This is a genomic window from Corynebacterium curieae, assembly GCF_027570035.1.
Lineage (GTDB): Bacteria > Actinomycetota > Actinomycetes > Mycobacteriales > Mycobacteriaceae > Corynebacterium > Corynebacterium curieae.
The window spans coordinates 113,692-140,125 of record NZ_JAKMUU010000004.1 but is presented as its reverse complement, the minus strand read 5'-3'; the positions used below and the strand labels follow the sequence as shown (position 1 = coordinate 140,125).

Genomic DNA, 26,434 nt, shown 5'->3' with positions numbered 1-26,434 from the left:
AATTTCACGGATAAAAGACAGGACGCCTGTGTCAGCAAAGACGCGTACATTTCTCGTGGGGCAGTGTGCCGATAGGGTCCGGCAGACCGCAATTCTTTGCGTGTTAACCGTGGCAATCTGCTTGCCGAATGCGAGGTTCGAACTTCATGGCCTCTGAAATGACGTTCCTACCGACGATGGTCATGGGAACTCATAGTCCGCGACTCATCATCGCGTGGTGGGAGGGGAATCTCAGCAGGAGCTTCGCGGGAGTCCTCATGAAGCGCTACCCCAAACGTTCTTCGGTTGGAATGTATCGCTGACTTCCGTACGCACTTCTGCCTCCATGTAACGGATATTGTTTTGGCTCGTTGGCTTTCGTGCGCGTTTCTTTTTGACAATGGTATCAGCAGCCATATTGCCGAAGCCGTGACGAAAAGAAGAAAGAAAAGCGCAGACCGCTGCCGCGCTGCTAAGTCCCCGCTACACTCACGTCTATGACCGACCTGCAGCATGTCCACTCCGTTGATGAGGCGGTAAACCGCCTGATTGAGCTCTATGAGAATTCCTGCAAGCTTGCGCGTAAGACGCTGGATTCAGGAAACCTAGATGACTATCGCTATGTGGTCTACCCCAAGGTCACGGTGGATATCCGCAAATGGCAGCCGATCGATCGTTCCGAGCCGTTCGGCTACGTCAACGAGGCAGGCAAGTACTCGGCGGTAATTTCCAAGCCGCACATTATTCGGGATTACCTGCACGAGCAGCTGACCCGCCTAGCGGGCAATTATCCGTGCGATATCTTTGTTGGACAATCGGACCAGCGCATCCCGCCGGAGTACATCAAGGACACGGGTAAAGCCCCACAAGAACGCGGGCCCATTCCACGTCCGACGCTCGATGAGGTCAATGACGCGATCATTGATGGCGAATGGGACGCTTTCCACGGTGCGGAAAAGCCGCTGTTCCACTTTGGCGCCCAGCGCTTCGATATCGCATGTGCGCGCATTGAGCATTACACCGGCATCGAGGTCGATACGGTGCAGAAATACATTCTGTTTACTAACTACGCGATGCACACCACCGAGTTTGTGAAGTTTGGTCTGCGCGAGCTGACCAAGGAAGACTCGCGCTATACCGCCTTGGTGCTGCCCAATGGCGAGACCATCCATCCCAACGATGCGGTGGACCTTGATGTGGACGGTTTAACGTTGACCTCTCGGTACCAGATGCCGCGCTTTGATTTAATCACTGCCGGTGGCGATGGCATCACGATGATCAATATCGGCGTAGGCCCTTCGAATGCGAAGACCATTACGGATTGTTTGGCGGTGCTGCGACCGGAGGCATGGATCATGATTGGGCACTGCGCCGGAATGGACGGCCGCATGCGCATCGGTGACTTGATTCTGGGCAATGCGTATCAGCGCAATGATCACATCTTGGACCAAAAGGTTGCGGCGACCTCACCCATCCCGGCGATTCCAGAGGTACAGCGCATGCTCGAATCCGCGGTAAAGGCGGTGTACGGCGACGATAACTCGCTCATGCGCACCGGCACGGTGCTCTCCACCGATGATCGCAACTGGGAGTGGCGCACCAACCGGGATCTGTGGGAGTGGCTGCGTACCTCCACCGCGGTGGCGGTGGATATGGAATCGTGCACGCTCGCGGCCAATGGCTACCGCTATCGCGTTCCTTATGGCACGCTGCTGTCGGTCTCTGACCTGCCGCTGCACGCCGTGCCGAAGTTGCCGGCGCAGGCGCAGGCGTTCTACTCCAATTCGAAGGAAGCTCACGTCATGTGTGCGGTACGTGCCATGGAGCATTTGGCCGAGAATCCGGAGCGCCTGCGCACCCGCAAGCTGCGCCGGACTTTGGGCGAGGTTCCATTCCGGTAGGTGCCTTTTCTTTGGCAGGCATTGCTCGTTAAACTACAAAGAAATCCCATGACGCAAAAGGAGCCACACAATCGTGACTGAAAATTGGATCCACCCGGACCGGGAAAACCTCACCTGGGAGGTCTTCGGCGAGGCGAGCCGTTACCTGTCAGAGCAGATTGTGGAATCTGGCTGGTTCCCAGATCTTATCGTGGGCGTCGCCCGCGGCGGCCTGATCCCAGCCGGCGCTATTGGTTATGCCATTGGTGTGAAGGCTATGGGCGCTATCAATGTGGAGTTCTACACCGATATTGGTCAGACCTTGGATGAGCCCATCATCTTATCCCCGCAGCTGGATACGGATTCGCTGAAGGGCAAGAAGGTATTGGTAGTCGATGACGTCGCAGACTCCGGCAAGACTCTGGATCTGGTGGTTAACCTGCTCAAGGAAACCGCAGACGATGTGCGCTCGGCCGTCATTTACACCAAGCCGAAGACCATCTTTGAGCCGGACTTCTCGTGGAAGAAGACCGATCAGTGGATTAACTTCGCCTGGTCCGTGCTGCCCGTTATTACTGCAGATGGCTCCTTTAAGGAAGGTTCCTAAAGTCCACTAGGATGTGCAGGCGTGATTAAAGAACAGCCTGCCCCTACCGGCGTCATCGCCAGTTTCCGCTACGCATTCTCTTCGCCCGCGCGCTTGCGCAAGGAGGTCTTCGGCGGATTGGCGGTGGCGCTTGCTTTGATCCCGGAGGTCTTAAGCTTTTCCATCCTCGCAGGGTTGGATCCGCGGGTGGGATTGTTTTCCTCCGTGGTGATGGCCATGTCCATCGCCTTTACTGGCGGCAGGCCGGCGATGATTTCCGCCGCGGCCGGTGCGGTGGCACTGGTGGTCTCTCCGCTCGCGCATGAGCATGGGCATGATTATGTGGTCGCCGCAGTGCTGTTGGCGGGAATTATGCAGGTGGTACTGGCTGCGGTGGGCGTCGCCAAGCTCATGCGCTTTATCCCGCGCTCGGTGATGACGGGGTTCGTCAATGCGCTGGGCATCATGATGTTTACCACGCAGCTGCCGCACCTTATTGATGTGCCGTGGATGGTGTATCTGCTGGTGGCCATTGGCCTGGCCATCATGCTGGGGCTGCCGCGGCTGACCACGGTGATTCCCGCCCCGCTGATCACCATTTTGGTGGTCAGCATTATTGCGGTGGCGGCTGGGTGGAAGGTCCCGGATGTGGCGGACCAAGGCGAGCTACCTACTTCGCTGCCGGGGCTTTTCGTGCCGGATATTCCGTGGAATCTGGATACCTTGCAGCTTATTGCTCCCTACGCCTTTGGCATGGCGTTAGTAGGCCTGATGGAATCGCTGTTGACGGCCAAGCTGGTCGATGACATTACGGATACCCACTCCGATAAAACGCGCGAGTCCTTTGGCCAGGGCGTGGGCAATATCCTCGCCGCGGCCATTGGTGGCATGGGCGTGTGCGCGATGATTGGCCAGACCATGATCGGCGTGAAGGCGTCCCAAGCGCGCACGCGCTTGTCGACGTTCCTCGCGGGCGCCTTCCTCCTCATCCTCTGCCTGCTCTTTGGCGAGACCGTCGGCCGCATTCCGATGGCCGCGCTAGTGGCGGTGATGATCATCGTGGCCGCAACCACGGTGGATTGGCATTCGGTGCACCCGCACACGCTTAAGCTCATGCCGCTATCAGAAACGCTGGTGATGCTGGTGACGGTGATAGGAACGCTGGCCACTCATAACTTGGCGGTAGGCGTGGTGCTCGGGGTGGTGACGGCATCAATCGGCTTTGCCCGCCGTGTAGCTCACCTAGTGGAGGTGGAGCAGATAGGCGATGCCGCGTATGCGGTGCGCGGCCAGCTCTTTTTCGCCTCCTCCAATGACTTGGTCTACGCCTTTGACTACACGCTGGACACCCAGAACGTGCTGGTGGATATGAGCGAGGCCGAGGTATGGGATGCCTCTACCGTGGCGACGCTGGATGCGGTGCAGAAGAAGTATGCCGAGCGGGGCATTGAGGTGGAGTTCCGTGGCTTGGAAGGTGCGAGTGCACAGCGCCTGCATCGCCTGAGTGGTCGCCTAGGTGATTAAAGTCACACTCGCACCCTAGCGTGCGACGGCTTAAACATTAGCCGCCGAAGTGGCCACGGGGTTCGCGTAGGTCTAAGTGCGGGGTATCCGCGATGACCTCGCGTTCTTAGGGCAACTTTGCCCGCGCTTGGGGGCTAGCTTTGTCTTGGCTAACTTAGGTTATCCAATCTAAAAAAGCATAATGACGTGCAAGTTTACTTAAGTAGGCCTTGCTGGATCGCGGGAGAATATTCGGTAGTGTGGTGCTTAGCACTAATTAATTTCCCTGCACAGAAAGGTTTTTACAATGGACGAGAAGCTGCAAACCCTGCTGAATAACCAGGTCATTAGCGAGTATGGCGCTTCCATGGTCTACACCCAGCTGGCCTTTGAGATGGATAACCTCTCCTTCCCAGGCATGCGCGATTGGTTCCTCGGCCAGGCTGCCGAGGAGCGCGGGCACGCCGAGAAGATTGCGGATCATTTGCTCTCCCGTGGCTACCGCGTAGAGCTCAATGACATTCCGGTTGGCTCCGTGAAGGCTGCTACCCCGCAGGATGCTTTCCAGGCTTCCCTGGAGCACGAGCAGAAGGTATCCGAGGAAATCCGCACCATCGCTCGCGCGGCGCTGGAGGCACAGGATCTGGAATCCCGCCAGTTGGTTGACTGGTTCTTGAGCGAACAGGTGGAAGAAGAGGCTACCGTTTCTGAGATTTTGGACCAGATCAAGCTGGTGGGCAATGACGGTTCTGGCCTGCTGCGCATCGATGAGCGCCTAGCTGGCCGCACCGATGGTGACGCTGCCTAAGCACGCCCGAGTGAATAACAAACCCATCAAGATTTAGAGCAATCCTCCCATGGCACTGCGGTGCGGTGGGAGGATTGTGTGTATGTCAACGCAACGCAAGGCTTTCTGCGCCATCACACTTTTGATTCTGGCGCTCTTTCTCATCGTGGGAGCGGAAATCATGTCCACGCATGTGGCCTTGGGGGTATTTTTGACCACTGCGGCGTTGATGCTTGGTCCGTTCGCTGGGCTCGCGTTGCTAGTTTATGGTGCCGTGGGCAAGCGCGGCTTGGTCACGCGCTCGCTATATAGCCTCGGTGGGATGCTGCTCATTGGTGCAATCGGGGGCATCTTTGCCTTGTCGATGGAACAGGCGCCCGCGATGTTGCCTATCTTTGTGGCCGGTGCCGGCGTGGGGATCGTGGCCGTGCTGACCCAAGCGCCTAAACGTGCATAAACTGGGCCTTGTTATGCCCAAACTCCTCTTTGATATGTACGGCGTGCTCATGCGCCCGGCCACCCCAGAAAGCCACGCGGACTTGGAGCGCCTCCTCGCGCCGCCAGACCCAGAGGCGATGTGGGAGGCCTACGGGTTTTATCGGCCGGATTATGATGCCGGCATTTTTAGCGATAGCCACTATTGGAATGAGGTAGCAGCCCGCGCCGGGGTGGGGGAGGCTCCCGTCGCGGAGGCGGTAGCGTGCGAAAACCGCGGCCTATTGGAGGCGGACCAAGAGATGGTCGCTCTGGTCAAGGGGCTTATCGGGGAAGGCTATAGCGTGGGCATCTTGTCCAATATCCCCACCACGCTGGCGGGCCAGGTGCGTGAAAAACAGCCATGGCTAGAAGATTGCGCGGCGGTGACCTTCAGCTGCGATATTGGGGTGGCTAAGCCGCACCCAGAGGCGTATCGCGTGGCCGTGGATGCGCTCTCCGCGCAGCCGAAGGATACGCACTTTTTTGATGACCGCATCGACTACGTGGAGGGCGCGCGCTACTGCGGGCTCAATGCCCATCTCTTTCGCGGCATCGACTCGGTACGCGAGGTGCTAAGCGCACTGGAGTGAGCGGCCTAGCTCCAGCGGTTGGCGCAGGAGCTGGTCGGTGGCCACGGTGCGGGCTACCGCGCGGACAATCTCCTTATGGCCGGGGATCATGCGCAGCTGCAACTCATCGCCCGCGGAGGCGCGGACGGTGGCGGCAAATTGCTTGGGGGCCTGTGGGTCGTCGGTAAACGCGCCGCCGGCGATAACCACGGTGGCCGGGGAGTGGGCCTTGACCAGCTCCGCGGTGATGGCGCCCAACTGGCGGGCGCGCTCGTCCAAAATGGCGCGGACGGCGGGGTGGGAGTCGGCTACTTGGGCGGCGTCGGCAAGTGTGGCTACTTCCACGCCCTCGTGACGCACCTTCTCTAGGATCTGCTGGGTGGCCAGCAGGTGCTCGGAGGCGCCATAGCCCAGAAGTTCGGAGTTCGTCTGGGGTACGGGAATAATGGGGCTGACCTCGTCCTCCATGGAGAGGGCGGAGCCGATGGAATCGTCCGCGAAGAGCACCAGAACGCGCTCGCTGGTGCCAATCTCGGCCGCCTGGGTCTCGGAGCCGAGGATGGCCGGGATGGCGGAGGAGACTACCACGGGCACGCCGAACTGGAAGCGCAGGCGTTCGGCGATGTCCACGCCGTGCCAGTTGAGATTTTCCGCGGTGACCAGGCCGTTATCATCCACGGTGCCCGAGGTAGTCACGCCGAGGGAGACCAAGCGGTAGTCCAGGTTCGTCAGCATGCGATTGATGCCGGCCATGATGTGCTCGAGGAAGTCATCTTCGCTGAGGTTAGCCACCGGGGTGGTCAATTCCTCTTCGCTCAACGTGCGGCCCTTGATGTCATAAAGGCCGATGTAGGTCTGCTTGGTGCCCACGGAGATTCCGCCGAGCGCCCAGTCATTATCGGCCGCCTCAAGCGGCACCGTTGGCCGGCCGCGCCCGCGAGACTGGGTGAGGTCGGTGCGTTCCTGGATGAGGCCCGCGTTGAGTAGGGAAGTCGTAGCGCGCGTGATGGTGGGCTGGGAAAGCCCGGTGGCTTCCACTAGTTCGCTCCGGGTGATGATCGGGTTCAGGCGCACCAAATGGAGGCACTTTGCGGCCGGTGTGCGGGGCCGCGTGAACACTGGGCCAGATTTGATCATAAAAAGGAGTATAAGCATCCCAGACTGCTTTGTCTAACCTGATAAAAGTTTCATGTACCGAATAGTCTAAAGGTGGTGGTGGAGCCGTAGATACCTATGCTGGAGAGCATGCAGTCAGTAGCGGTTTATTGTGGTTCAGCAACAGGAAACTCCCCGGCCTATACGCAGGCGGCACAGGAATTGGGCACGGAGCTGGCCCGACGCGGGCTGACCTTGGTCTACGGCGGCGGCAACATCGGCCTGATGCGCGAGGTTGCAGAGGCCTGCCTGGCCGCCGGCGGCACCGTCACCGGCGTGATGCCCCAGGCGTTGGTGGATCTGGAAATTTCCCATCCTGGCCTGACCACCCTGGAGGTGGTGGGATCCATGGCCGAGCGTAAGACGCGCATGGAGCAGCTTGCCGACGCCTATATTTGCCTCCCCGGCGGAGTTGGCACCCTGGAAGAGCTCACCGAGGTGCTCACCCTGCAACAGCTGGGCACCATCCGCGGTCCGGTGGGCCTAGTAAACACCGAGGATTTTTGGCGTCCGTTCTACGCCATGTACGCCGCCATGGCCGAGTCCGGCTTTATCTTGCCGCGCTTTGTGGACGCATTGGTAATGAAGGAAAAACCGCAGGATATCCTGGATGAATTCGACCGCTGGAACTATCCCGGTACAAAGTGGGACAACGATTAGTTAACAAGTTCGCAACTTCAGCCCGCCCGGGTGGCCTATAGCTGATACTTAGGGATAGACTTCCTCGTTATGAGTTCTGAGCAGACCGCTAAGCGCCAGCCCTCTCTACTGGACGCTTCGTGCGATAACTTCGTTCACGACCTAGCCGAGCTTTCCCCCACCGATGCCACCGCGTGGGGCATTGACGGCTACGAGGGCGAATTGCAGGATTTCTCCCCCGAGTACTTCACCGCCATCGCAGACCGCACCCGCGAAATGGTCGCGGACCTGGATGCCCTAGATGACACCACCGATGAGTCCGATGATGAGGATGACTTTGATGACGTGGACTATGTCACCGCGGCCGTCCTGCGCGATCGCCTTTGCCTTGAACTAGATCTGCACCACCACAGCGAGGATGTACGCTGCCTGAATAACATCGCCTCCCCGGTGCAGACCATCCGCGATACGCTGCTGCTCATGCCGCAGGACACGGACGAGGACCGCGATGCCATTCGCTCCCGCCTGTCCAAGGTGAAGACCTCCCTGGCCGGCTACCGCAGCTCCTTGGAGGAAGCGGCCTCCCACGGCATGGTGGCACCGCACCGCCAGATCTCCGAGGTCATTGTGCAGTGCGAGCGGCTTGCCGACGCCGACTCGATGCTCGAGTCCCTCGGCCTCGACGCCGACTCCGCCGAGGTGCAGCAGGCCAAGGAGGCCTTTGGCGAGTTCTCCGATTGGCTCTCCAATGACCTGCAGCCCCAGGCGCCTAACAAGGACGCCGTGGGCCGCGAGCGCTACGAACGCTTTTCCAAGCTCTTTGTGGGCGATGCCGTTAACCTCGATGAGGCCTATGAGTGGGGCCTGGATCAGGTGCGCAGCCTGCGCGCGGAGCAGGAAAGGATCGCCCACGAGCTCTACGGCTCCGATTGCTCGGTGCGCTCGGCGATGCGCAAGCTCAACCACGAGGAGCGCTATACCCTGCGCGGCACCGATGCGCTGGTGGAGTGGATGCAATCTACTGCCGATGGCGTCATCGCTGAGCTCAATGGCAAGGAATTCGATATTCCGGAGGAAGTCGAAGAGATCGAGTGCTGCATCGATCCGGCCGGCACCGGCGGCATCTTCTATACCCCGCCGAGCGATGACTTCTCCCGCCCGGGCCGCATGTGGTGGTCCGTGCCAGAAGGCCAGGACACATTCCACACCTGGCAGGAACTGACCACCGTCCACCACGAGGGCGTGCCGGGCCACCACCTGCAGCTAGGCTCTGCGCTGGTGCAAGAAGACCTCAATCTGTGGCGCCGCGCGGTGACGTGGAACTCTGGTCATGGCGAGGGCTGGGCGCTCTACGCCGAACAGCTCATGGCGGAGCTGGGCTACATGGATGACCCGGGCTTCCGCATGGGCATGTTGGATGCGCAGCGCCTGCGCGCCGCCCGTGTGGTCGTGGACATCGGATTGCACTTGGGCAAGCAGTTGCCGGATTGCTCGACGTCCGGCGTGTGGGACAAGGCGCACGTGAAGACCTTCATGCGTGAGAACACCGCTATGGATGATGCGAACCTCAACTTTGAGGTCAATCGCTACCTCGGCTGGCCGGGCCAAGCGCCGTCCTATGCATTGGGACAGCGCCTGTGGCAGGAGACCCGCGCCGCGGCCGAGAAGCAGGGGATGAGCGCGCGTGAGTTCCACTCCGGGGCCCTCGCCCTTGGCTCCGTGCCGATGTCCGTCCTGCGCGAGGCCGTCTTGGACAACTAGCGGCGCAGCAGCCGCTGGGCCAGCCGCAACAGCTGTGGCAAGTAGCCCGCTACGACCAGCACTGCGATGAGTCGGGTGAGCTGCACCGCGATGACCGCGGGCCCGGCCCCGCCCTCGGCCGAGAGCGCGAGCACGGTCTCCAGCGCGCCGGGGCTGGTGGCCAGGTAGGCCTCAAAGTAGGTGATGTGCAGCCACTTAGTCAGCGGCCAGGCGGTGGCCGCGCAGATGCCGATAATGACCACGATGAAAAGAACCGTGGCGGGTAATTGCTTGGCAAAGGCTTTGAGCGCCGGCAGCGAAAGCCCGCCGCCGCAGACCCAGCCGATGGACAAAAACGCCATCACCTTAAATGCATAGAGCGGCTCGAGCGTGTGGCCCTCCGGCAACACGAAAGAGGCTAGAACCGTCAGCAGTAAGGGACCGAGCACCGCGGCGGCGGGGAGATGGAGGAACTTGCCTACCTTTTCTCCTATGCAGGCAATGACAACCACTAGGGCAACTATCCACCATGTGGTTTCGCCGTCGACCGAAAGATCCGCCCCCTCGCCGGCGGGCGTGTCCAATAAGGCGACCACGGCGGGTAGCGATACCGAGACTACTAAGAGGCGCAGGTATTGGGTGAGGGCGACGTAGCGGAAGTCGGCACCGAGTTCGTCGGCAAGCGCAGGCATCAGCGAAGCACCGCCCGGCAGCATGGATAAAATGCCGGTTTCGGAGGAGACATCGTCTGGCTGCGCGCGATGTAGGAGTTGGCCGCCGATAACGCCTACCATCAGTGTGACAAAGGACATCGTCAGGGCGGCAGGCAGGAAGCCAAGCAATTGGCCCACCGGCACCACGGTCAGCGGGATCGCAGCCATCATGCCGATAAAACCACGCGACATGCTATAAAAACTGCGGTTCACGCGCAGATCTTCCCCAGTAAAAAGCGCCATGGCGCCGGAGGAGAGGATCGCGGCCAAGATCCAAGCCGCAGGTACGTGCCACATGCTAAAAAGCCAGCCCAGTGCGACCGATGCCGGAACAACAATGGCCCACCGTGCCACGGTATGGGCACTAAGCCCGGTGCCTTCCTGCTGTGCGGCCATGCGAGCCTCCTAGTTCTGCTGCGACAAAAGTATAATGCCTGCTTTTTCTCCACTACGGAGATGGCAGTAGGCGGGTTATCACCTTACATCATTTAAGATTTATGATCGGGAGCATGGAAATCGATGTGGTGCAGTGGATAATTCTCTTCTTTGGTACCGCGGCCGCGGGGTGGGTCGATGCGGTCATCGGTGGTGGCGGATTGATCCTGATCCCGATGCTGCTAGCGGTCCTGCCGGGCCTTGCTCCGGCCGCCGCTTTGGGCACTAGCAAGCTCGCCGCGGTGACTGGCACCGGCTCGGCAGCTGTGACCCTTGCGCGCAAGGTGAAGCTGGACAAGGCAGAAATGGCGCGCTTCATCCTCATTGCGCTGGTCTGCTCCGGGTTGGGGGCCAGCGTGGCCTCGAGCTTGGACAAGGACATCATGCGCCCCATCATCATCGTGCTCATGGTGGCCGTGGGCATTTTCGTGGCCTTCAAGCCAGACTTTGGCAGCAGCGATGCGGCCGGAACCCGTGGTGGTTGGCGGACCGTCGTGGTCTTGGTGCTCTCCGGCATCATTTCCTTTTATGATGGCATCTTCGGTCCGGGTACCGGAATGTTTTTGATCATGGCCTTCACCTCTATTTTTGCGCAGAATTTCTTGACCTCTGCGGCCATGGCCAAGGTAGTCAATACCGCTACCAACTTAGGTGCTCTTATCGTATTTATTATTGGCGGACACGTGTGGTGGACGCTAGGCATCGTGCTCGGCGTAGCCAATATCGCGGGCGCACTTCTCGGCGCTCGTACCGTACTTGGTGGCGGTGCCAAATTCATCCGCTACGCGCTACTTACCTTGGTCGTGGTTATGAGCTGCTACCTAGGCTGGCAGCAATGGGGCTAACTACATTCGGTTTTTGGTGCGCGCGGTAGCAATCGCATTCCACGGGTCCTCCGGCCACGGGTGCTTGGGGTAGCGGCCGCGCATATCGGCGCGCACGCCGGCATAAGGGCCGGACCAGAAGCTGGCGAGATCATCGGTAACCGCAAGCGGGCGGCCGGCGGGGGAGAGCAGGTGGAATTGCACGCGGTGGCCGCAGTATTCGGGGGACTCGGCCAGGCCGAAGCATTCTTGCAGCTTGATGTGGACCACGGGGCGGTCGCCGGACCAGTCGATTCGTGCGTCTCGACCGGAGGGGACTGGGAGGCGCTCGGGAGCGAGATCGTCCAGATGGGTGGCTTCCGGCCAGGGCAGGAGGCGTTGCAGCGCGGGGTACATGTCTAGCTTGGCAGCGGGAGTGCCCTCCGCAATGCGGTGGAGCTCGGGGCCGAGCCACTCGGCGGGATCCGCGGAATCGACATCGGGCCAAGGCTCGCCATAGTGGGCGTGCAGGTGGCGCAAGCGGTCTTTTAAGCTTTGGGCTTTCTCGCTGAAGGTGAAAAGCCCCAAACCTTCCTCGCGGATGCCGGCGGCAAGGGCCTCCTCGGCCGCGGGGCCAGTGACCTTGACAGGGGTTTCAGAGAGCGGGATGGCGCCCGCAGCTTTGACCTTAACGCCGCGCACGCGGCCATCGCGCAGGAAGGCGCGGGTTTCCTCGGTGACGCCGATGGTGTCCAGCGCTGCGGTTTCCTCGATGCGGGCGGCCGAGCGGATGATGGCATTGCCTGCGTTGGACAGAGATACCTCCGCGATGGCAAGCCACGAGGCGCCGGCCAGGCCCGAGTTGTCCAGCAGCCGTGCGCGGGTACCGCTGGCCAGCAGGTAATCCTCGCCCATGCGCTTAGCCACCTGCTCGGGAAAGGCGGTGGCGACGACCTCACCGGGATCGGCGGGGCCGAGATCGTCTACCAGTCGGGCGAGCCGCTTGACCTCCCTTTGGGGTGGGCGGTGACGGGTGAGATCGGGGGTTAAGGGGGCGTCGGCAAGCGAGGCAATGATGGGTGCGGCTTGGCTGCCATGCCGGAGCAAGGAGGCACCGAGGCGCGGATCGGTGGGCAGGAGGGCGAGCTCCTGTGTGGCACCAATGCGTTCAAGCGTGGCGTGCGCGGCCGCAAGGGCCGGAGCCGGCGGCGGATCGAGCAATGGGAAGTCCGGGCCCGCGCCCCAGCAGTCCAGAAACAGCGCGGCCTGGGTCAGATCCGCAGATAGGATCTCCGGGGTGGTATGCGGAGAAAAGTGCTGGTAATCATCCTGCGCGTAACAGCGAATGACGGTGCCAGGAGCCTCACGGCCGGCACGACCAGCGCGCTGATCCGCACTCGATTTTGAGGTAGACACCGTCACCAATCCGGACATGCCACGCTGCGCATCGCGCCGGGGAACGCGGGAGAGCCCGGCATCTACCACTACGCGCACGCCCGGCACGGTAAGCGAGGACTCCGCGATAGAGGTAGCCACGACAATGCGCCGCTCATCGGTATACAGCGCGGCGTCTTGCTCCGCGGTGGTTTGCTTGCCGTGCAGCGGGAAAACATTGTGGCCTGCTAAGGCATCGCACACGAGATTAACCTCGCGCACGCCGGGCACAAAGACCAGCGTTGATTCCTGCTGGCGGGCTGCCTGCTTGGCGACGTCCCCGTAAAACTCCCTCGTTCCCGCCGCCCTGCCCGGCATGGGGGCGTAGTGGATATCGAGCGGATGGGTGACTGCCTCGGTGACGTGGACGGGCGCGTCCATAAGCTGGGAAAAGCGCTGCGCATCCACGGTTGCAGACATGGCGATGACGCGAAAGTCCTCGCGCAATTCGGCCAGTTCCAGGCACATGCCTAGTACTAGATCCGTATCGAGCTGGCGCTCGTGGACCTCATCGATGGCAACGGCGGCCACGCCCTCGAGCTCTGGATCCTTCAGCAGGCGGCGCAGCAGCACGCCCGGCGTGACGAACTCGACCTCACTGCCCTTGCGGGACTCACCCCGGATGGCAAAGCCGACCTTTTCCGGGGTGCCGCTAAGAGTACTCAAGCGCTGCGCGGCCGCGCGGACAGCCACACGGCGCGGGGCGGTGACGATGACCTTTCCGCGCCCTGCCGCATGATTGGCCAGCGCCGGTGGCACGAGCGTGGTTTTACCCGTACCGGGTGGGGCCTGAATGACAACGTTTCCGGTTTCAGGCAGCGAATCGATGGTCTCGGCTACGGGCAGTCCCGCGCCGATGCGAGCGAGATCAAACATTTAGTTGGCGGCTCCAAAACCCTCGACAGGACCGTTGAGATCCTGGCGCTCCCAGGCGTCCTCATTATTCTCCAGCTTGCGCACCACGCGGCCGGGTGTTCCCAGGACCAGCGAATTATCCGGGATATCGGTGGTAATAAGCGTGCCTGCACCTATAACGCAGTTCTTTCCAATCGTGATGCCCGGCAGCACGGTGACATTGGCACCGAACCAGGTGTTGTCACCGATGGTGATGGGCTTGGCAATCTCCCATCCACCGGCGCGCATCTCATGATCGTTTACCGGATGGCCCACCGTAATCAGGGAGCAATTGGGGCCCACCATGACGCCATCACCCAGCGTCACCTTGGCCTGGGCCAAGATGGTGGTGCCAAAATTAATGAAGACGCGCTCACCGCATACTAGATTGCAGCCATACTCCAGATTCATCGGCACGTGCAGGCCCGGCACCGCAGATTCTTCTGGCAGAATCTCGCGCAGGATGCCTTCGGCACGCTCTTGGTCCGTATTGTGCAGCTCGTTGAGCTGCTTAACCAAGCGAAAAGTGCGCTGGTGCTCTTCTTTCGCCTCCGGCATGCTCGGCAGGAACCACTCCCCGCTGGTCATCCGCTTCCATGAGCCGTAGTGTTCCATGTCCTGCCGCCTCTGTGCATCCATGGGTGTCATTGTAGAGGGTGAGTGGATCGATTTATTGGGGTGCTGGGATTAGGGTGAGGTCATGCTTTTTGATTCGCTGCCGCGGCCGAGCGTGCGTGTGGCTCCGGGGGTGGGGCATGTGCCGGGATGGGTGGGCGTCGATAAGCAGAAAGCCTTGGTGGAAGAGATGCGCGGCATTGCGCGCGAGTATGCGGCGACGCCGATGGCGATGGTGCGTCCGCGGCTGAAATCGGGCGGACAGATGAGCGTATTTCAGCTGCATCTGGGCAGGTATTGGCATTATCCCAGCTATCGGTATGTAGACAATATGGACGGCACGCGGGTTCCGCCGGTGCCGGAGAGCCTGCGGCGGATTGCTCCGGGAGCGCTGTGCGCCGTGGCCGAGGTGGCACCCGAGCTAGAGCCATGGGCGGAGAACTTCGTGCCGGAGATGGCACTCGTGAATTACTACCCGCCGGGATCGGCTATGGGCATGCATGTGGATGATTCTGAGGAATCGCCCGCCCCAGTGATTTCGCTCTCCATTGGAGATGAGGCGCTTTTCCGCATGGGCCATACCGAGTCGCGCACGCGGCCATGGGACGATATCACGCTATGTAGTGGTGATTTGGTGGTCTTTGGCGGACCGAAGCGCTTTGCTTACCACGGGGTGGTGCGCGTAAACGATGGCACGTTGCCGCAGGGGTGCGGGTTGAGTGAAGGACGTATCAACATCACCATCAGACAAGTATCTGCGCGAGCGGTAGGCTAGGGATGTTACATAAAGCTTGAAGGAAAGAAGGTTCTCTTATGTCTCGTATCGGTATCATCATCGGCACTACCCGCGATAAGGCCGCTGGCAAGGAAGTGGGCGAGTGGCTCTATGACCTGGCCCAGGGCCGTAAGGACGGCGTGGAGTACACCCTGCTGAACCTCAAGGAATTCGATATCCCGGTCCTGACCACCGAGGTCGTTCCCGCTGCCGCTAATAAGCAGTACGCGGATGCAAAAGTACAGGCGTGGTCTGATGCAGTGGATGCCTGCGATGGCTTCGTTTTTGTTACCCCGGAGTACAACCGCTCCGTGCCGGGTCCATTCAAGAATGCCTTTGACTGCTTGGCCGCAGAGTGGGCGGGCAAGCCGGTTGCCTTCGTTGGCTACGGACCGGCCGGGGCAATCCGCGGCGTGGAAGCATGGCGTTCTATCGTAGTGAACTTCTCCATGCCCCAGCTTCGCAATCAGCTGGACTTTGGTTTCTTTACTGACTGGGTCGACGGCGAGTTCCGCCCTGTGGATGCCAAGGTGGAGCGCACCAACTCCTTGCTGGCTGAGCTGGAAGACGCCCTTTCTGCTTAGTCGGTCCACGTTGGCCCTGGGTGCATAATAAGCGCGTTTCGTAGATTTTCTCCCGTGAAATTGTCACTATGTGCTTGTTGTGCATTTGGGAACTACACAACAGCCGCGTTCTAGCCTTTTGGTAGGCGAACGAGACCAATAGCGTGGCCGCAACTTGTCCCTCGCGCAAAAATTCAGCCCCCGCGCTCTTCGTGAGCAGCGGGGGCTGACTATTATGCGGCCGGCTTAATTACTGCAGGCCGAACTGGTCCCAAGCGGCAGGGGAGAGGTTCTGGTACACGTGCTTGTGCTCTTGGTACTCAGCCAAGCCGGTGGGGCCAAGCTCGCGGCCGTTGCCGGACTGCTTGAAGCCGCCCCACTCTGCCTGCGGTAGGTAAGGGTGGAAGTCGTTGATCCAGATGGTGCCGTGGCGCAGGGCGCGAGCAACACGCTCGGCGCGGCCGGCGTCGGAAGTGTAGACGGCGCCTGCCAGGCCGTACTCGGTGTCGTTGGCGATCTCGATGGCCTCCTCCTCGGTGGTGAAGGTCTCGATGGTCACGGTCGGGCCGAAGGCTTCGTCGTGGACACAGTCCATCTCGCGGGTAGCGCCATCGATAATGGTCGGCAGGTAGTACACACCAGCGCCCAGGTCGGTGGTGCCGGTGCCGTGCTGGCCATTGGTGTCCTCGCTGGTAGCCGCGCGGCCACCGGTGAGGATCTTGGCGCCCTGCTCGCGGGCCTTGTCCACGTAGGCGGCAACCTTCTCGCGGTGCTCGGCGGAGATGAGCGGGCCGGTCTCGGCCTTGTCATCGGTCGGGCCGCCGATCTTGATCTTATTGGCGCGCTCTACCAAGGCATCGACGAACTTATCGTGCAGGGACTCTTCCACGACGATGCGGGAGCCTGCAGAGCAGACCTGGCCGGAGTGGAAGAAGGCGCCATTGAGGGCGTTGTCCACGGCGACGTCGAAGTCGGCATCGGCAAAGATGACGTTCGGGTTCTTGCCACCGAGCTCGAGCGCGGTGCGCTTGACGGTCTCAGCCGCATTCTTGGCAATGATCTTGCCGGTGACCAGGCCGCCGGTGAAGGAGACCATGTCCACGTCTGGGTGCTGAGACAGCGGGCTTCCGCAGTTAGCGCCAGCGCCGGTGATGAGGTTGCCCACGCCGTCGGGCAGGCCGCATTCCTTGAGGGCGGCCATGAGCAGCATCGCGGTGTGCGGGGTGAGCTCCGCCTGCTTGAGGACGAAGGTATTGCCGGCTGCCAGGGCCGGGCCCACCTTCCAGGAGACCTGCAGCAGCGGGTAGTTCCACGGGGTAATCAGTCCGCAGACGCCAACGGGCTCGGCGTCGATGCGCGAGCGGAGATTAGGATCCTGCGGGTCGACTACGCGGCCGGCCTGGTGCTGGGCCAGGGTGCCGAAGTACTCGAAGGCGTTGGCGATGTCATCCATATCGCCCAAGGACTCCTCGTAGCGCTTGCCGGTATCAGCGGACTCGGCCTGAGCGAAAAGTTCCTTGTGCTCACGGATGAAATCGGCAACGCGGATGACCAGCTTGCCGCGCTCGGCGGACGGGGTATTGGCCCACTCGCCGTTATCGAAGGCTTCCCGGGCAACCTTGATGGCGCGCTCGGTGTCCTCGTCGGAGGCTTCGGAGACGAGGCCGACGGTGGAGCCATCGGCCGGGCAAATGATGGTGCGGGTTTCGCCGCTTTGGGCGGCTTCCCACTTACCGTTGATAAACAGGGACTTTGGGGCGCCGTCGGCATGTACGCCCTTCAGCAGCTCGGTCTGGGTGGGGTCGAACAAAGTGTTCTGGGTGCTCAAGTGAAAAGCAACCTTTCTCTCATAGAGGTAGTTGTAATGGCCAGCTTAGCTATCTTCGCGCCAAGTGCGCTCGGGCTCGGCGCCATCGGAGACATCGGAATCGCCCGGCTGGGTCTGCTGCATGTAGAGGAAGGCCAAGTGGCGCTCGTAGAGATCCAGCACGTTATTGATGATTTGGTTCTCGGAATAGCCGTAGACGTCATAGCCCAGCGAACCGGTCATATCGTAGACCTCGAAGCGGTAGTACTCGTTGCCTTCGCCCGCGCTGAAGTCGGGGCGCTCGGCCGCTACCGGGAAGAGCTGGTAGCGGAACATGCGCTCATTGTGCAGCTTTACTTCTAGGTCGAGCTGGGGCAGTTCGACGTCGGGAAGCTCGCTGGTGAGCAAGATGGCGTCGTAGCCGCGGGTACGCATATGGGTAGCAACCTGCTCCAAAGCGTAGGTGGCGGTATCGCGCAGGTAAGTATCCATCTTCTGCTTGGAAGGGAAGGTATTGGCGCGGTCCAGGCGATTCTTCCAGAGGTTGGAATCCGCAGGCTCGCGCTCGGTACGGGAAGAAATCACGCCGTGCATAGCGGTGGTGCGGGCCTCACGCTGGACGTTTTCTAGGCGTAGGGACTTCCACAGGGAGAACATGATGAGGTAGACCACGAACGCGAAGGGCAGGCCCATCACAACGGTCGCGGACTGCACGGTGGCGATGCCGTCGATCTGCAGCAGCGCCAGGGTCAGCGCGCCCACGGTGATGGACCAGAAGATGCGCAGCCAGCGCGCGCCATCCTGGCGATTATCGGTAATGCGAGAGGTGAAGTTGGACATCACCAGCGCGCCGGAGTCGGCCGAGGTGATGTAGAGCAGCAGGCCGATGAAGGTGGTCAAGAAGATGACGATGCCGGAGCCTGGGAACTCGTGCAGCATGTCATAGAAGCCCTGTTCCGGCACGTTGATCGCGTTTTCGGCGAATTCTGGGTAGTCACCGGAGCGGACCATGTCCAGGGCGGTATTACCGAAGAAGGACATCCACATCAAGATGAACAGGAACGGGAAGGTCAGGGTGCCAAAGATGAACTGGCGCAAGGTGCGGCCGCGGGAGATGCGGGCCAGGAAGAGGCCGACGAAGGTAGCCCAGGCAATCCACCAAGCCCAGAAGAAGAGGGTCCAAGACTGCATCCAGGTATCCACGTGGGCTTGGTCATCGGCAAAGGCGAAGGTTTCCATGGTCCAAGATGGGAACTTCGAGACATAGTCACCGATATTGGTCACGATGGCATCGAAGAGGTAGGCGGTCTTGCCAAAGACCACGACGTAGATCATCAGCGCAATGGCCAGGTAGACGTTCAGCTCGGAGAGGAAGCGAATACCCTTATCCACGCCGGATACGGCCGAGAGGGTGGCAATAGTGATGGCGATGATGATGAGCGCGGCCTGCAGACCGAAGCCCTGCTCAATGCCGAAGATGAGGTGGAAGCCATAGGACAGCTGCACCACACCGATACCCAGGGAGGCGGTCACACCAAAGACGGTGCCCAGCATGGCAGCGATGTCCACCGCGGAGCCGATGGGGCCGTGCACGCGCTTGCCGATGAGCGGGTAGAGCGCGGAGCGGATAGCTAGCGGCATATTGAGGCGGTAGGCAAAATAACCGAAGGCCATGCCCATCAGAGCATAAAGAGCCCAGCCGGTCAGGCCATAGTGGAACATGGCATAGACTACGGCTTCCTTGGCGGCTTCCATGGTCTCGCCGTCACCGACCGGTGGCTGCATATACATGGTGACCGGCTCGGCCACGGCGAAGAACATGAGGTCCACGCCGATGCCGGCGGCAAAGAGCATGGATGCCCAGGAGAAAGTATTGAATTTCGGCCGCGAATGGTCCGGTCCGAGTCGAATATTGCCGGCATTGGAGAAGGCAATAGAGAGGACGAAGACCACGGCGATGGTGGCGGTAAGAACGTAGAACCAGCCGAGGTTGGTGCCGATCCATCCGGTGACGCTGGCGAGGGTCTCTGCCGCGGAATCGCGGCCGAGTCCGGCATAGAGCGCCATGGCAATAATGAGGACGCCGGAGATGATAAATACCGGCCAGTTGGTCTTGGGAGCAGGGACCTGATCCGCGCCTACGGCATCGCCGGTTTCAGCCTTGTAGCTACCGACGAGGGCGCGAACTTGGTAGCGCGGGCTGCGCTTCTTGGGCTCTCCAGATGGGGTTGCGAGAGAGGTGTTTTTACCCCCTTGTTGGGGGTCTTTATTGGAAGTGTGAGACTCCTCAGGATCGTGAGGGTCAAAGTTAGCCATCTACTTCTCCTATTGTTGATTGGTTTGGGCCGAATCTTTCGCACGAGTGCCCCAAAAGTCTCACAAGATCGCAGGGAGAGATAGGTGAGTGAAATGAATCATATTAGGGCGAACTATGCGCAAAGACTTCGGATTTCATCTCCAGAGACATCCATCCGGACAAGGTAAATATACATTAAGATGGGCAAACTTCTAGAGGGGTGTGTACTCTGGAGATAGTGCCCGCACATAAGGCGATGTGAATAAATGCAGAGTTTTGTATAAATTACAATATTTTCACTTCCGGTGGGGCAATCTTGACGTGTGAAATATTTCACAGAAAGAAGGGGATTTATGGGTTTTATGGACAAGCTGACCAAGAAGCGTTCCGCTAAAAAGGTCACCGATGAAGTAAGCGACGTAGTCGTCGTTGGCGGTGGCTCCGCAGGCTCCGTCATCGCCGCACGCCTGACCGAAGACAAGAACACCCGCGTGCTGGTCCTTGAGGCTGGCCGCCCGGATTCCCTGTGGGATCTGTTCATTCACATGCCATCCGGTTTCTCTTTCCCAATCGGTGCAAAGAACTATGACTGGATGTACGAGTCCGATCCGGAGCCGGAGATGAACGGCCGCCGCGTCTACCATGCCCGCGGCAAGGTTCTCGGCGGATCTTCTTCCATTAACGGCATGATCTACCAGCGCGGTAACCCGATGGACTATGAGAAGTGGGGCCAGAACCCGGGCATGGAGAACTGGGACTTCGCTCACTGCCTGCCGTACTTCAACCGCATGGAAACCGCCGCTGCGGCCGAGCCGAACGATCCGCGCCGTGGCCACGATGGCCCGCTCTACCTCTCCCGCGGTCCGGCTACCTCCGAGCTCTTCCAAGCCCTGTTTAAGTCCGTGCAGGAAGCTGGCTACAACCTGACCAATGACGTCAATGGTTACCGCCAGGAGGGCTTCGCTCCGTTCGACCGCAATATTAAGAACGGCAAGCGTTGGTCCGCTGCCCGTGCCTACCTCTACCCCAATATGGATCGCGAGAACCTCGAGATCCGCACCCGCGCATTTACCACCAAGATCCTCTTCGAGGGCCAGAAGGCCGTCGGCGTCGAGTACGAGTGGCAGGGCGGCGTTCACCGCGTTTATGCCGAAAAGATCGTGCTGTCCGCCGGTGCCATTAACACCCCGCAGCTGTTGGAAATCTCCGGCATTGGTGACCGTGAGATTCTGGAGAAGCACGGCATCGACGTCGTCAAGCACCTGCCGGGTGTGGGCGAGAACCTGCAGGACCACCTCGAGGTCTACATCCAGTATGAGACCACCAAGTCCACCGCTTCCTCCCAGCCTTACCTGGATAAGTGGCGCTGGCCGTTCATGGGTCTGCAGTGGCTGCTGACCCACAAGGGTCCAGTTGCTACCTCCCACTTTGAAGGTGGCGGCTTCGTGCGCTCCAATGAGAACGAGGACTACCCGAACCTCATGTTCCACTTCTTGCCGATGGCCGTGCGTTACGACGGCCAGAAGGCGGACGTCAAGCACGGCTTCCAGTGGCACGTGGGCCCGATGTTCTCCGATACCAAGGGCCACGTTCACATCAAGAGCGCCGATATCCACGACAAGCCGTCCATCCTCTTCAACTACCTGAAGACCGACCAGGACCGCCGCGAGTGGGTTGAGGCCGTACGCGTTGCCCGCTCCCTGCTGGATACCAAGGCTATGGAAGAGGTAGGTGCCCGCGAGTTCAGCCCCGGCCCGGATGTCCAGACCGACGAGGAGATCCTGGAGTGGGTCCGCAACGACGGCGAGACCGCGCTGCACCCATCCTGCACCGCCAAGATGGGCGCGGAGTCCGATCCTATGGCCGTGGTTAACCCAGACACCATGGGTGTATGGGGCGTCGAAGGCCTCTACATTGCGGATGCCTCCGTCTTCCCGTCCGTGACCAACGGCAATATCTACGCCCCAACCATGATGGTGGGCGAGAAGGCCGCTGACCTCATCGCCGGCCGTACCCCGCTGGAGCCAAACCGCGCTGAGTGGTACAAGGCTAAGCAGGATATGCCGCTCTACGCTGAGGGCGAAGCAGTCCGTGATCACAAGCACTCCATCCAGGGCGCCGACCACTAAGCACCCTCCCGCCGGATTGCTCTAGCGCCGCGTTTCCCTTCCCTGGGGGCGCGGCGCTTTTGCTTGCCGACGTCTCCTTGTCCCCACCGCGCACCCCTCCGCCTGACCAGAACCATGATTTAATCGCCTCGCAAGGAACCAGGTCCAATGAAATGGGGTACCAGAGTAAAGGAAGGCATTGATGCTCAGCATTATCGCTTTAGTCATTAGTATCGTTTTCGCCGTTGCCGTTATTAAAAAGCTCGATGACATCGATTCGCACTTAAAGGAGCTACTCGCCTCGCGCGAAGATGACCAAACACCGTGTTAAGCGTGTGGGTGGCTAAGGAGACGGTGAACAAATTTCGAATTAACCAACTGCAAAAGGCCCATACCGACCGTGAAATGGAATTTTCCTGCGATGTAGCTTGAAGGCTATGGCTTCGTAGACCAAAGTGGTTTCCAAGCAGCAGTTCCAGTACTTCGTACGCGGGGTAGCCAAGGCCGCCGACTTCAAGGAAGTATCATTCCCGGATACCAGCGAAAAGAGTTAGTCATTTGGCTATTAGAAAGCTTCGCTACGTGTGGTTCGACCCGTACGCAATGTCCGTGAGTGTCTAGCCCTTGATGGAGAACCTGGTGTCAGTGTCGCTGGCCGCACCCACGCCGCCGTCATGTCCGCCGACACCCTGTTCATCACCATCCCCACAGGGGTGGGTGTGGACATCCACGTGAAGATTCTGGAGAATTTCGCCGCCCATATCGCCCCCGCATTGAGTTGGCAGCCGAACCGTGAAGGACCAGTCATCGGCTATCCCATCGACTAATTCTTGCAGGTCGCAGGACCTTCGCGTGACTGTTAGTTCAGCCCATTTTAAATAGTTCATCGAATACTGTATAGTTCAGTACATGCTGACTATTACTTCGCGCCTCGACGTCATGAACCGGCTCGGCCGGGCCATGGCTGATCCGACGCGCTCCCGAATCCTGATGACCCTACTAGACGGTCCGAGCTACCCGGCCGTGCTCTCGCAAAGCTTGGATCTGACCCGCTCGAACGTCTCGAACCACCTGTCCTGCCTGCGCGATTGTGGCATTGTCGTCGCTGAGCCGGAGGGCCGCAAGACCCGCTACGAAATCGCCGATCCCCACCTCGCGGCAGCGCTCGAAGCGCTGGTCCACGCGACGCTGGCCGTCGACGAGAATGCCCCTTGCATCGACACTGAGTGCTCGGTGCCCGACTGCGGCGAGAAAGGAACGGACGCATGAGTTCAGCATGTGGATGCGAACACGAGCCCGTCACGGAGATTGACGAGCTCGATCGGCCATGGTGGAAGGACCCTGAGCTACTGCTGCCGATCTTCTCCGGCGTAGCCCTCATAACAGGACTGGCGCTGGACTGGTCCGACTTGGAGATGCCCGCGACGGTACTGTATTGGGTTGGCCTGCTGTTGGGCGCTTACACGTTCGCGCCTGGAGCGATCCGGAACCTTGTCACGAAGCGCAAGCTCGGCATTGGCTTGCTAATGACGATCAGCGCGGTCGGCGCGGTGATCCTCGGATTCGTCGGAGAGGCCGCGGCGCTGGCATTCCTGTACTCGATCGCCGAGGCACTGGAAGACAAGGCGATGGATCGGGCCCAAGGCGGACTGCGGGCACTGTTGAAGCTGGTACCGCAGACCGCGACGGTGCTGCGCGACGGCACAGCGGCCGAGGTCGTAGCGAAGGACCTCGAGGTTGGCGAGCTAATGCTCGTGCGCCCCGGGGAGCGGATCGCCACGGACGGCATCATTCGGTCCGGGCGCTCCAGCCTTGACACCTCAGCGATCACCGGAGAATCCATTCCGGAGGAGGTTGCGCCCGGCGACGAAGTGCCTGCGGGAGCGATCAACTCCGCCGGGGTGCTGGAGGTCGAGACGACCGCAGCTGGAACGGACAACTCGCTGACCACACTCGTGGACCTAGTCGAGCAAGCGCAGGCGGAAAAGGGTGACCGCGCCCGGATCGCCGACCGGATTGCCCAACCCCTAGTGCCCGGGGTGATGATCCTGGCGGTGCTGGTCGGCGTTATCGGCTCGCTGCTGGGCGACCCTGAGACGTGGATCACCCGTGCGCTGGTAGTCCTGGTCGCAGCGTCGCCGTGCGCGCTGGCAATCTCCGTGCCGCTGACGGTCGTGGCCGCGATCGGCGCGGCCAGCCAGTTCGGAGTGGTCATCAAGTCCGGCGCGGCGTTCGAGCGACTCGGCAGCATCCGTCACCTGGCAGTGGACAAAACCGGAACCCTTACCCGCAACCAGCCTGAGGTTACCGGAGTGGTCCCGGCAGACGGATTCGATCAGACGCAGGTGCTTTCCTTCGCGGTGGCAGTTGAGCAGCAATCGACACACCCCCTCGCCGCGGCGATCGCGGCAGCGGGGCCCGAAGCGCCCACCGCCTCGGACATCAGCGAGGAAGCTGGGCATGGCATTGGCGGCACCGTCGGAGGCCGACGGGTGCTGGTGGGCAGCCCCCGATGGATCGACGCCGGGCCACTGAAAGCGGACGTTGAGCGCATGGAGTCCGAGGGCCAGACCTGCGTCCTGGTCACCGTCGATGACGCCCTCGCCGGGGCGATCGGGGTCCGCGACGAGTTGCGGCCCGAGGTGCCCGAAGCCGTGCAGGCCCTGCACGCCAACGATGTGGAAGTAAGCATGCTCACCGGCGACAACACTCGCACCGCCCGGGCGCTGGCTGGAATCGCCGGAATCGATGACGTGCGCGCCGAGCTGCGCCCTGAAGACAAGGCAAGCATCGTCGCTGAATTCTCCTCCAAGACGCCGACGGCGATGATCGGCGACGGCATCAATGACGCGCCGGCACTGGCGGGTGCGACGGTGGGCATAGCGATGGGAGCGACCGGCTCTGACGCCGCGATCGAGTCTGCTGACGTCGCTTTCACCGGCCACGACCTCCGGCTAATCCCGAAGGCGCTGCAGCACGCCCGCCGAGGAAGCAGGATCATCAACCAGAACATCGTGCTGTCTCTGGCCATCATCATCGTGTTGATGCCACTGGCGATCAGCGGCGTGCTGGGTCTGGCCGCCGTCGTGTTGGTTCACGAGGTCGCCGAAGTGATCGTGATCTTGAACGGCCTGCGGGCTGCGCAAGCGAAGCGCTGAGGCTGTGACCGGCAAGTCTCATAAGGGTTAAACCACACGCCGAGCGGACACACCTTGGGCCAGGCACGTCATTTGAGTTTACGATCCGTTTCCGTGGAATCGGGATCGTACCCGGTGACCTGTCCCTTCTCGGTGCGGGTGGGCACGGGGGCTGTGGGCGAGCCCCACCCGGCACGTATCCTAGCAGGTCAAGGGCCCCGAGCGCTCGGCGTCTCCAGCGCAGATCGTGGAAGGATCGAACTTGCTCAGGGACCAAGCGTCACTGCGAGACTCTTTTTGTCCCGCAACTTGAATAGTTCAGCGGTCTTGATACCACGGACATCCATTCGGAGTGCTGTCGAGTCTCATCGACACAGCCCGCGACTACCTGGGCAGTGTGTTTGATAAAGGCCCCAACCCTCATCAGCGTTGCCGAGCCCTCGCCGTTCCAGTTGCCGTAACCGACTAGATGCAGATTCTTCGGCGCAGTTTTTGCGCAGTTTATTCGCCCCGATATGTCGCCCACTTGGACCGTTGCGGTGGCGGTAATCCTCGTGGCGATGTGGGTGACCTGGTTTTCTACTTTTGCGCTCATTGTGCGCGCGGCATCGCGCTGGATTGCGCACCACTCCGCGGCCATCGATATCGTTTCCGGTCTTATCTTTGCGGTGCTGGGACTCGTTATGGCCGTGGAGGGCGCTATCGAGCTCTTCGGTTAGTGCAGGTGGCGGATTTCTATAAAAGAGTTGATATAGGATCTACCTAAATCAAAAAACTTACCTGTTTCGCTGCAGGTGAGAGGGCCCTTATAGTGGCATGCGTTAATCCAATAGCATGCGAGTATGGAGGTGTTAGGTGGCTATTAGCGCCCTGGTGACCTTAATGGGCGTGTGGTTCGCGGCGATGGCCTCGCCGGGCCCAGACGTAGTGCAAATCATTCGCTTAGGTGCGCGTTCTACGCGCGCAGCCGTATGGGCGGCGCTTGGTAGTACCACCGGCCTTACCATTTGGACCGTGGCCTCCTTGGCGGGGCTATCCGCGCTGATTTCTGCGCACCCTGGCATCCTCGTGGCGCTGCAGGTTCTCGGTGGCTGTTACCTGCTGTGGATGGCCTATACCGCCATTACCGGTGGCATTAAGGAGCGCCGCGCACCCGCAACCGTAGTGGGCACCGAAACCCGCGCCCCGCAGCCGCGCGGGTTTACGCCGGACGGCATTATCAAGGCGGCCACCGCCTATCGCATGGGGTTTATCTGCGATCTCTCGAACCCCAAGGTGGTCATTTTCTTCGGCGCTATCTTTGCCAATTTCATTGATCCCGGTATGGGCATTGGCGCCAATCTCATGGTGGGTGCCGTATTGATTCTGGAAAGCCTCGTGCTCTTTGTAGGCGTGGCTTTAAGTACTCGTGCGGTCTCAAAGTGGATGGCTAAGAACTCCGCCTGGGTGGATATTGTCAGCGGCGTGGTCTTCCTGCTGCTGGGTATCATCATCCTTTTTGAAGGAGTGCGTGGCCTTATAGCGATGTAATCTGGGGCC

At 60.6% G+C, this 26,434-nt stretch carries 24 protein-coding genes; 18 read left to right on the top strand and 6 right to left on the bottom strand.

What is annotated here, in order from left to right:
• Positions 1–476: 476 nt before the first annotated feature.
• The 6 genes from amn (at position 477) to L8V01_RS08185 (ending at position 5,802) form a co-directional block, all read left to right on the top strand.
• The gene (gene amn, locus L8V01_RS08210; RefSeq protein WP_269946595.1) at positions 477–1,880 is read left to right on the top strand and encodes an AMP nucleosidase; all 1,404 of its coding nucleotides are present in this window, start codon (positions 477–479) and stop codon (positions 1,878–1,880) included.
• 73 nt (positions 1,881–1,953) lie between these two features.
• The gene (locus L8V01_RS08205) at positions 1,954–2,466 is read left to right on the top strand and encodes a phosphoribosyltransferase (RefSeq protein ID WP_269946594.1); all 513 of its coding nucleotides are present in this window, start codon (positions 1,954–1,956) and stop codon (positions 2,464–2,466) included.
• Positions 2,467–2,487: 21 nt separating this feature from the next.
• Positions 2,488–3,969: a SulP family inorganic anion transporter gene (locus tag L8V01_RS08200; RefSeq protein WP_269946593.1), complete on the top strand. Its 1,482-nt coding sequence runs from the start codon at positions 2,488–2,490 to the stop codon at positions 3,967–3,969.
• 286 nt (positions 3,970–4,255) lie between these two features.
• Positions 4,256–4,756, top strand: a complete 501-nt coding sequence (locus L8V01_RS08195; RefSeq protein WP_269946592.1) for a ferritin — start codon at positions 4,256–4,258, stop codon at positions 4,754–4,756.
• Between the two features lie 82 nt (positions 4,757–4,838).
• Complete coding sequence (locus L8V01_RS08190) at positions 4,839–5,192, top strand: hypothetical protein (protein WP_269946591.1); 354 nt, start codon at positions 4,839–4,841, stop codon at positions 5,190–5,192.
• 13 nt (positions 5,193–5,205) lie between these two features.
• Positions 5,206–5,802, top strand: a complete 597-nt coding sequence (locus L8V01_RS08185; protein WP_269946590.1) for an HAD-IA family hydrolase — start codon at positions 5,206–5,208, stop codon at positions 5,800–5,802.
• Here the strand turns inward: L8V01_RS08185 and L8V01_RS08180 are convergent.
• Positions 5,785–6,918 (bottom strand): ROK family transcriptional regulator, encoded by a 1,134-nt coding sequence (locus L8V01_RS08180; protein ID WP_269946589.1) that lies wholly within the window; start codon positions 6,916–6,918, stop codon positions 5,785–5,787. The two genes, L8V01_RS08185 and L8V01_RS08180, sit on opposite strands and share 18 nt — an antisense overlap.
• A 108-nt stretch (positions 6,919–7,026) precedes the next feature.
• Between L8V01_RS08180 and L8V01_RS08175 the strand changes: the two genes are divergently transcribed.
• Both L8V01_RS08175 and L8V01_RS08170 read left to right on the top strand, forming a co-directional pair.
• Positions 7,027–7,596 carry an LOG family protein gene (locus L8V01_RS08175; RefSeq protein WP_269946588.1) on the top strand — a complete coding sequence of 190 codons (570 nt, stop codon included), beginning with the start codon at positions 7,027–7,029 and terminating at the stop codon, positions 7,594–7,596.
• Between the two features lie 69 nt (positions 7,597–7,665).
• Complete coding sequence (locus tag L8V01_RS08170; RefSeq protein WP_269946587.1) at positions 7,666–9,336, top strand: DUF885 domain-containing protein; 1,671 nt, start codon at positions 7,666–7,668, stop codon at positions 9,334–9,336.
• On the opposite strand, the gene L8V01_RS08165 is transcribed toward L8V01_RS08170, so the two are convergent.
• On the bottom strand, positions 9,333–10,424 hold the full coding sequence (locus L8V01_RS08165; RefSeq protein ID WP_269946586.1) for an AbrB family transcriptional regulator: 1,092 nt from the start codon (positions 10,422–10,424) through the stop codon (positions 9,333–9,335). The two genes, L8V01_RS08170 and L8V01_RS08165, sit on opposite strands and share 4 nt — an antisense overlap.
• Positions 10,425–10,537: 113 nt before the next feature.
• On the opposite strand from L8V01_RS08165, the gene L8V01_RS08160 reads away from it, so the two are divergent.
• On the top strand, positions 10,538–11,308 hold the full coding sequence (locus L8V01_RS08160) for a TSUP family transporter (RefSeq protein WP_269946585.1): 771 nt from the start codon (positions 10,538–10,540) through the stop codon (positions 11,306–11,308).
• On the opposite strand, the gene L8V01_RS08155 is transcribed toward L8V01_RS08160, so the two are convergent.
• Both L8V01_RS08155 and L8V01_RS08150 read right to left on the bottom strand, forming a co-directional pair.
• The gene (locus tag L8V01_RS08155; protein ID WP_269946584.1) at positions 11,309–13,576 is read right to left on the bottom strand and encodes an ATP-dependent RNA helicase; all 2,268 of its coding nucleotides are present in this window, start codon (positions 13,574–13,576) and stop codon (positions 11,309–11,311) included.
• Positions 13,577–14,242, bottom strand: coding sequence for a sugar O-acetyltransferase (locus L8V01_RS08150; RefSeq protein WP_269946583.1), 666 nt, complete (start codon positions 14,240–14,242; stop codon positions 13,577–13,579).
• 52 nt (positions 14,243–14,294) lie between these two features.
• Here L8V01_RS08150 and L8V01_RS08145 point away from each other — a divergent pair, with 52 nt between their 5' ends.
• Together L8V01_RS08145 and L8V01_RS08140 are read left to right on the top strand one after the other, a co-directional pair.
• Positions 14,295–14,984, top strand: coding sequence for an alpha-ketoglutarate-dependent dioxygenase AlkB (locus L8V01_RS08145; RefSeq protein ID WP_269946582.1), 690 nt, complete (start codon positions 14,295–14,297; stop codon positions 14,982–14,984).
• A 38-nt stretch (positions 14,985–15,022) separates the two neighbouring features.
• Complete coding sequence (locus L8V01_RS08140) at positions 15,023–15,568, top strand: NADPH-dependent FMN reductase (RefSeq protein WP_269946581.1); 546 nt, start codon at positions 15,023–15,025, stop codon at positions 15,566–15,568.
• A gap of 229 nt (positions 15,569–15,797) precedes the next feature.
• Here the strand turns inward: L8V01_RS08140 and L8V01_RS08135 are convergent, their stop codons facing one another.
• Together L8V01_RS08135 and betT are read right to left on the bottom strand one after the other, a co-directional pair.
• Entirely contained in the window at positions 15,798–17,375 is a 1,578-nt protein-coding gene (locus L8V01_RS08135) for an aldehyde dehydrogenase family protein (RefSeq protein ID WP_269946580.1), read from the bottom strand.
• 45 nt (positions 17,376–17,420) lie between these two features.
• The gene (gene betT, locus L8V01_RS08130; protein WP_269946579.1) at positions 17,421–19,670 is read right to left on the bottom strand and encodes a choline BCCT transporter BetT; all 2,250 of its coding nucleotides are present in this window, start codon (positions 19,668–19,670) and stop codon (positions 17,421–17,423) included.
• Positions 19,671–20,003: 333 nt separating this feature from the next.
• On the opposite strand from betT, the gene betA reads away from it, so the two are divergent.
• The 7 genes from betA (at position 20,004) to L8V01_RS08095 (ending at position 26,425) form a co-directional block, all read left to right on the top strand.
• Complete coding sequence (gene betA, locus L8V01_RS08125) at positions 20,004–21,779, top strand: choline dehydrogenase (RefSeq protein ID WP_269946578.1); 1,776 nt, start codon at positions 20,004–20,006, stop codon at positions 21,777–21,779.
• 181 nt (positions 21,780–21,960) lie between these two features.
• Positions 21,961–22,089: a chemotaxis protein gene (locus tag L8V01_RS08120; RefSeq protein ID WP_269946577.1), complete on the top strand. Its 129-nt coding sequence runs from the start codon at positions 21,961–21,963 to the stop codon at positions 22,087–22,089.
• A gap of 253 nt (positions 22,090–22,342) precedes the next feature.
• Complete coding sequence (locus L8V01_RS08115) at positions 22,343–22,585, top strand: hypothetical protein (protein ID WP_269946576.1); 243 nt, start codon at positions 22,343–22,345, stop codon at positions 22,583–22,585.
• 82 nt (positions 22,586–22,667) lie between these two features.
• Complete coding sequence (gene cmtR, locus L8V01_RS08110) at positions 22,668–23,027, top strand: Cd(II)/Pb(II)-sensing metalloregulatory transcriptional regulator CmtR (RefSeq protein ID WP_269946575.1); 360 nt, start codon at positions 22,668–22,670, stop codon at positions 23,025–23,027.
• Entirely contained in the window at positions 23,024–24,916 is a 1,893-nt protein-coding gene (locus L8V01_RS08105; RefSeq protein WP_269946574.1) for a heavy metal translocating P-type ATPase, read from the top strand. Before cmtR ends, L8V01_RS08105 begins: the two co-directional genes overlap by 4 nt.
• A gap of 494 nt (positions 24,917–25,410) precedes the next feature.
• Positions 25,411–25,614, top strand: coding sequence for a hypothetical protein (locus L8V01_RS08100; RefSeq protein WP_269946573.1), 204 nt, complete (start codon positions 25,411–25,413; stop codon positions 25,612–25,614).
• A gap of 136 nt (positions 25,615–25,750) precedes the next feature.
• Entirely contained in the window at positions 25,751–26,425 is a 675-nt protein-coding gene (locus tag L8V01_RS08095; protein ID WP_198492333.1) for a LysE family translocator, read from the top strand.
• Positions 26,426–26,434 lie beyond the last annotated feature (9 nt).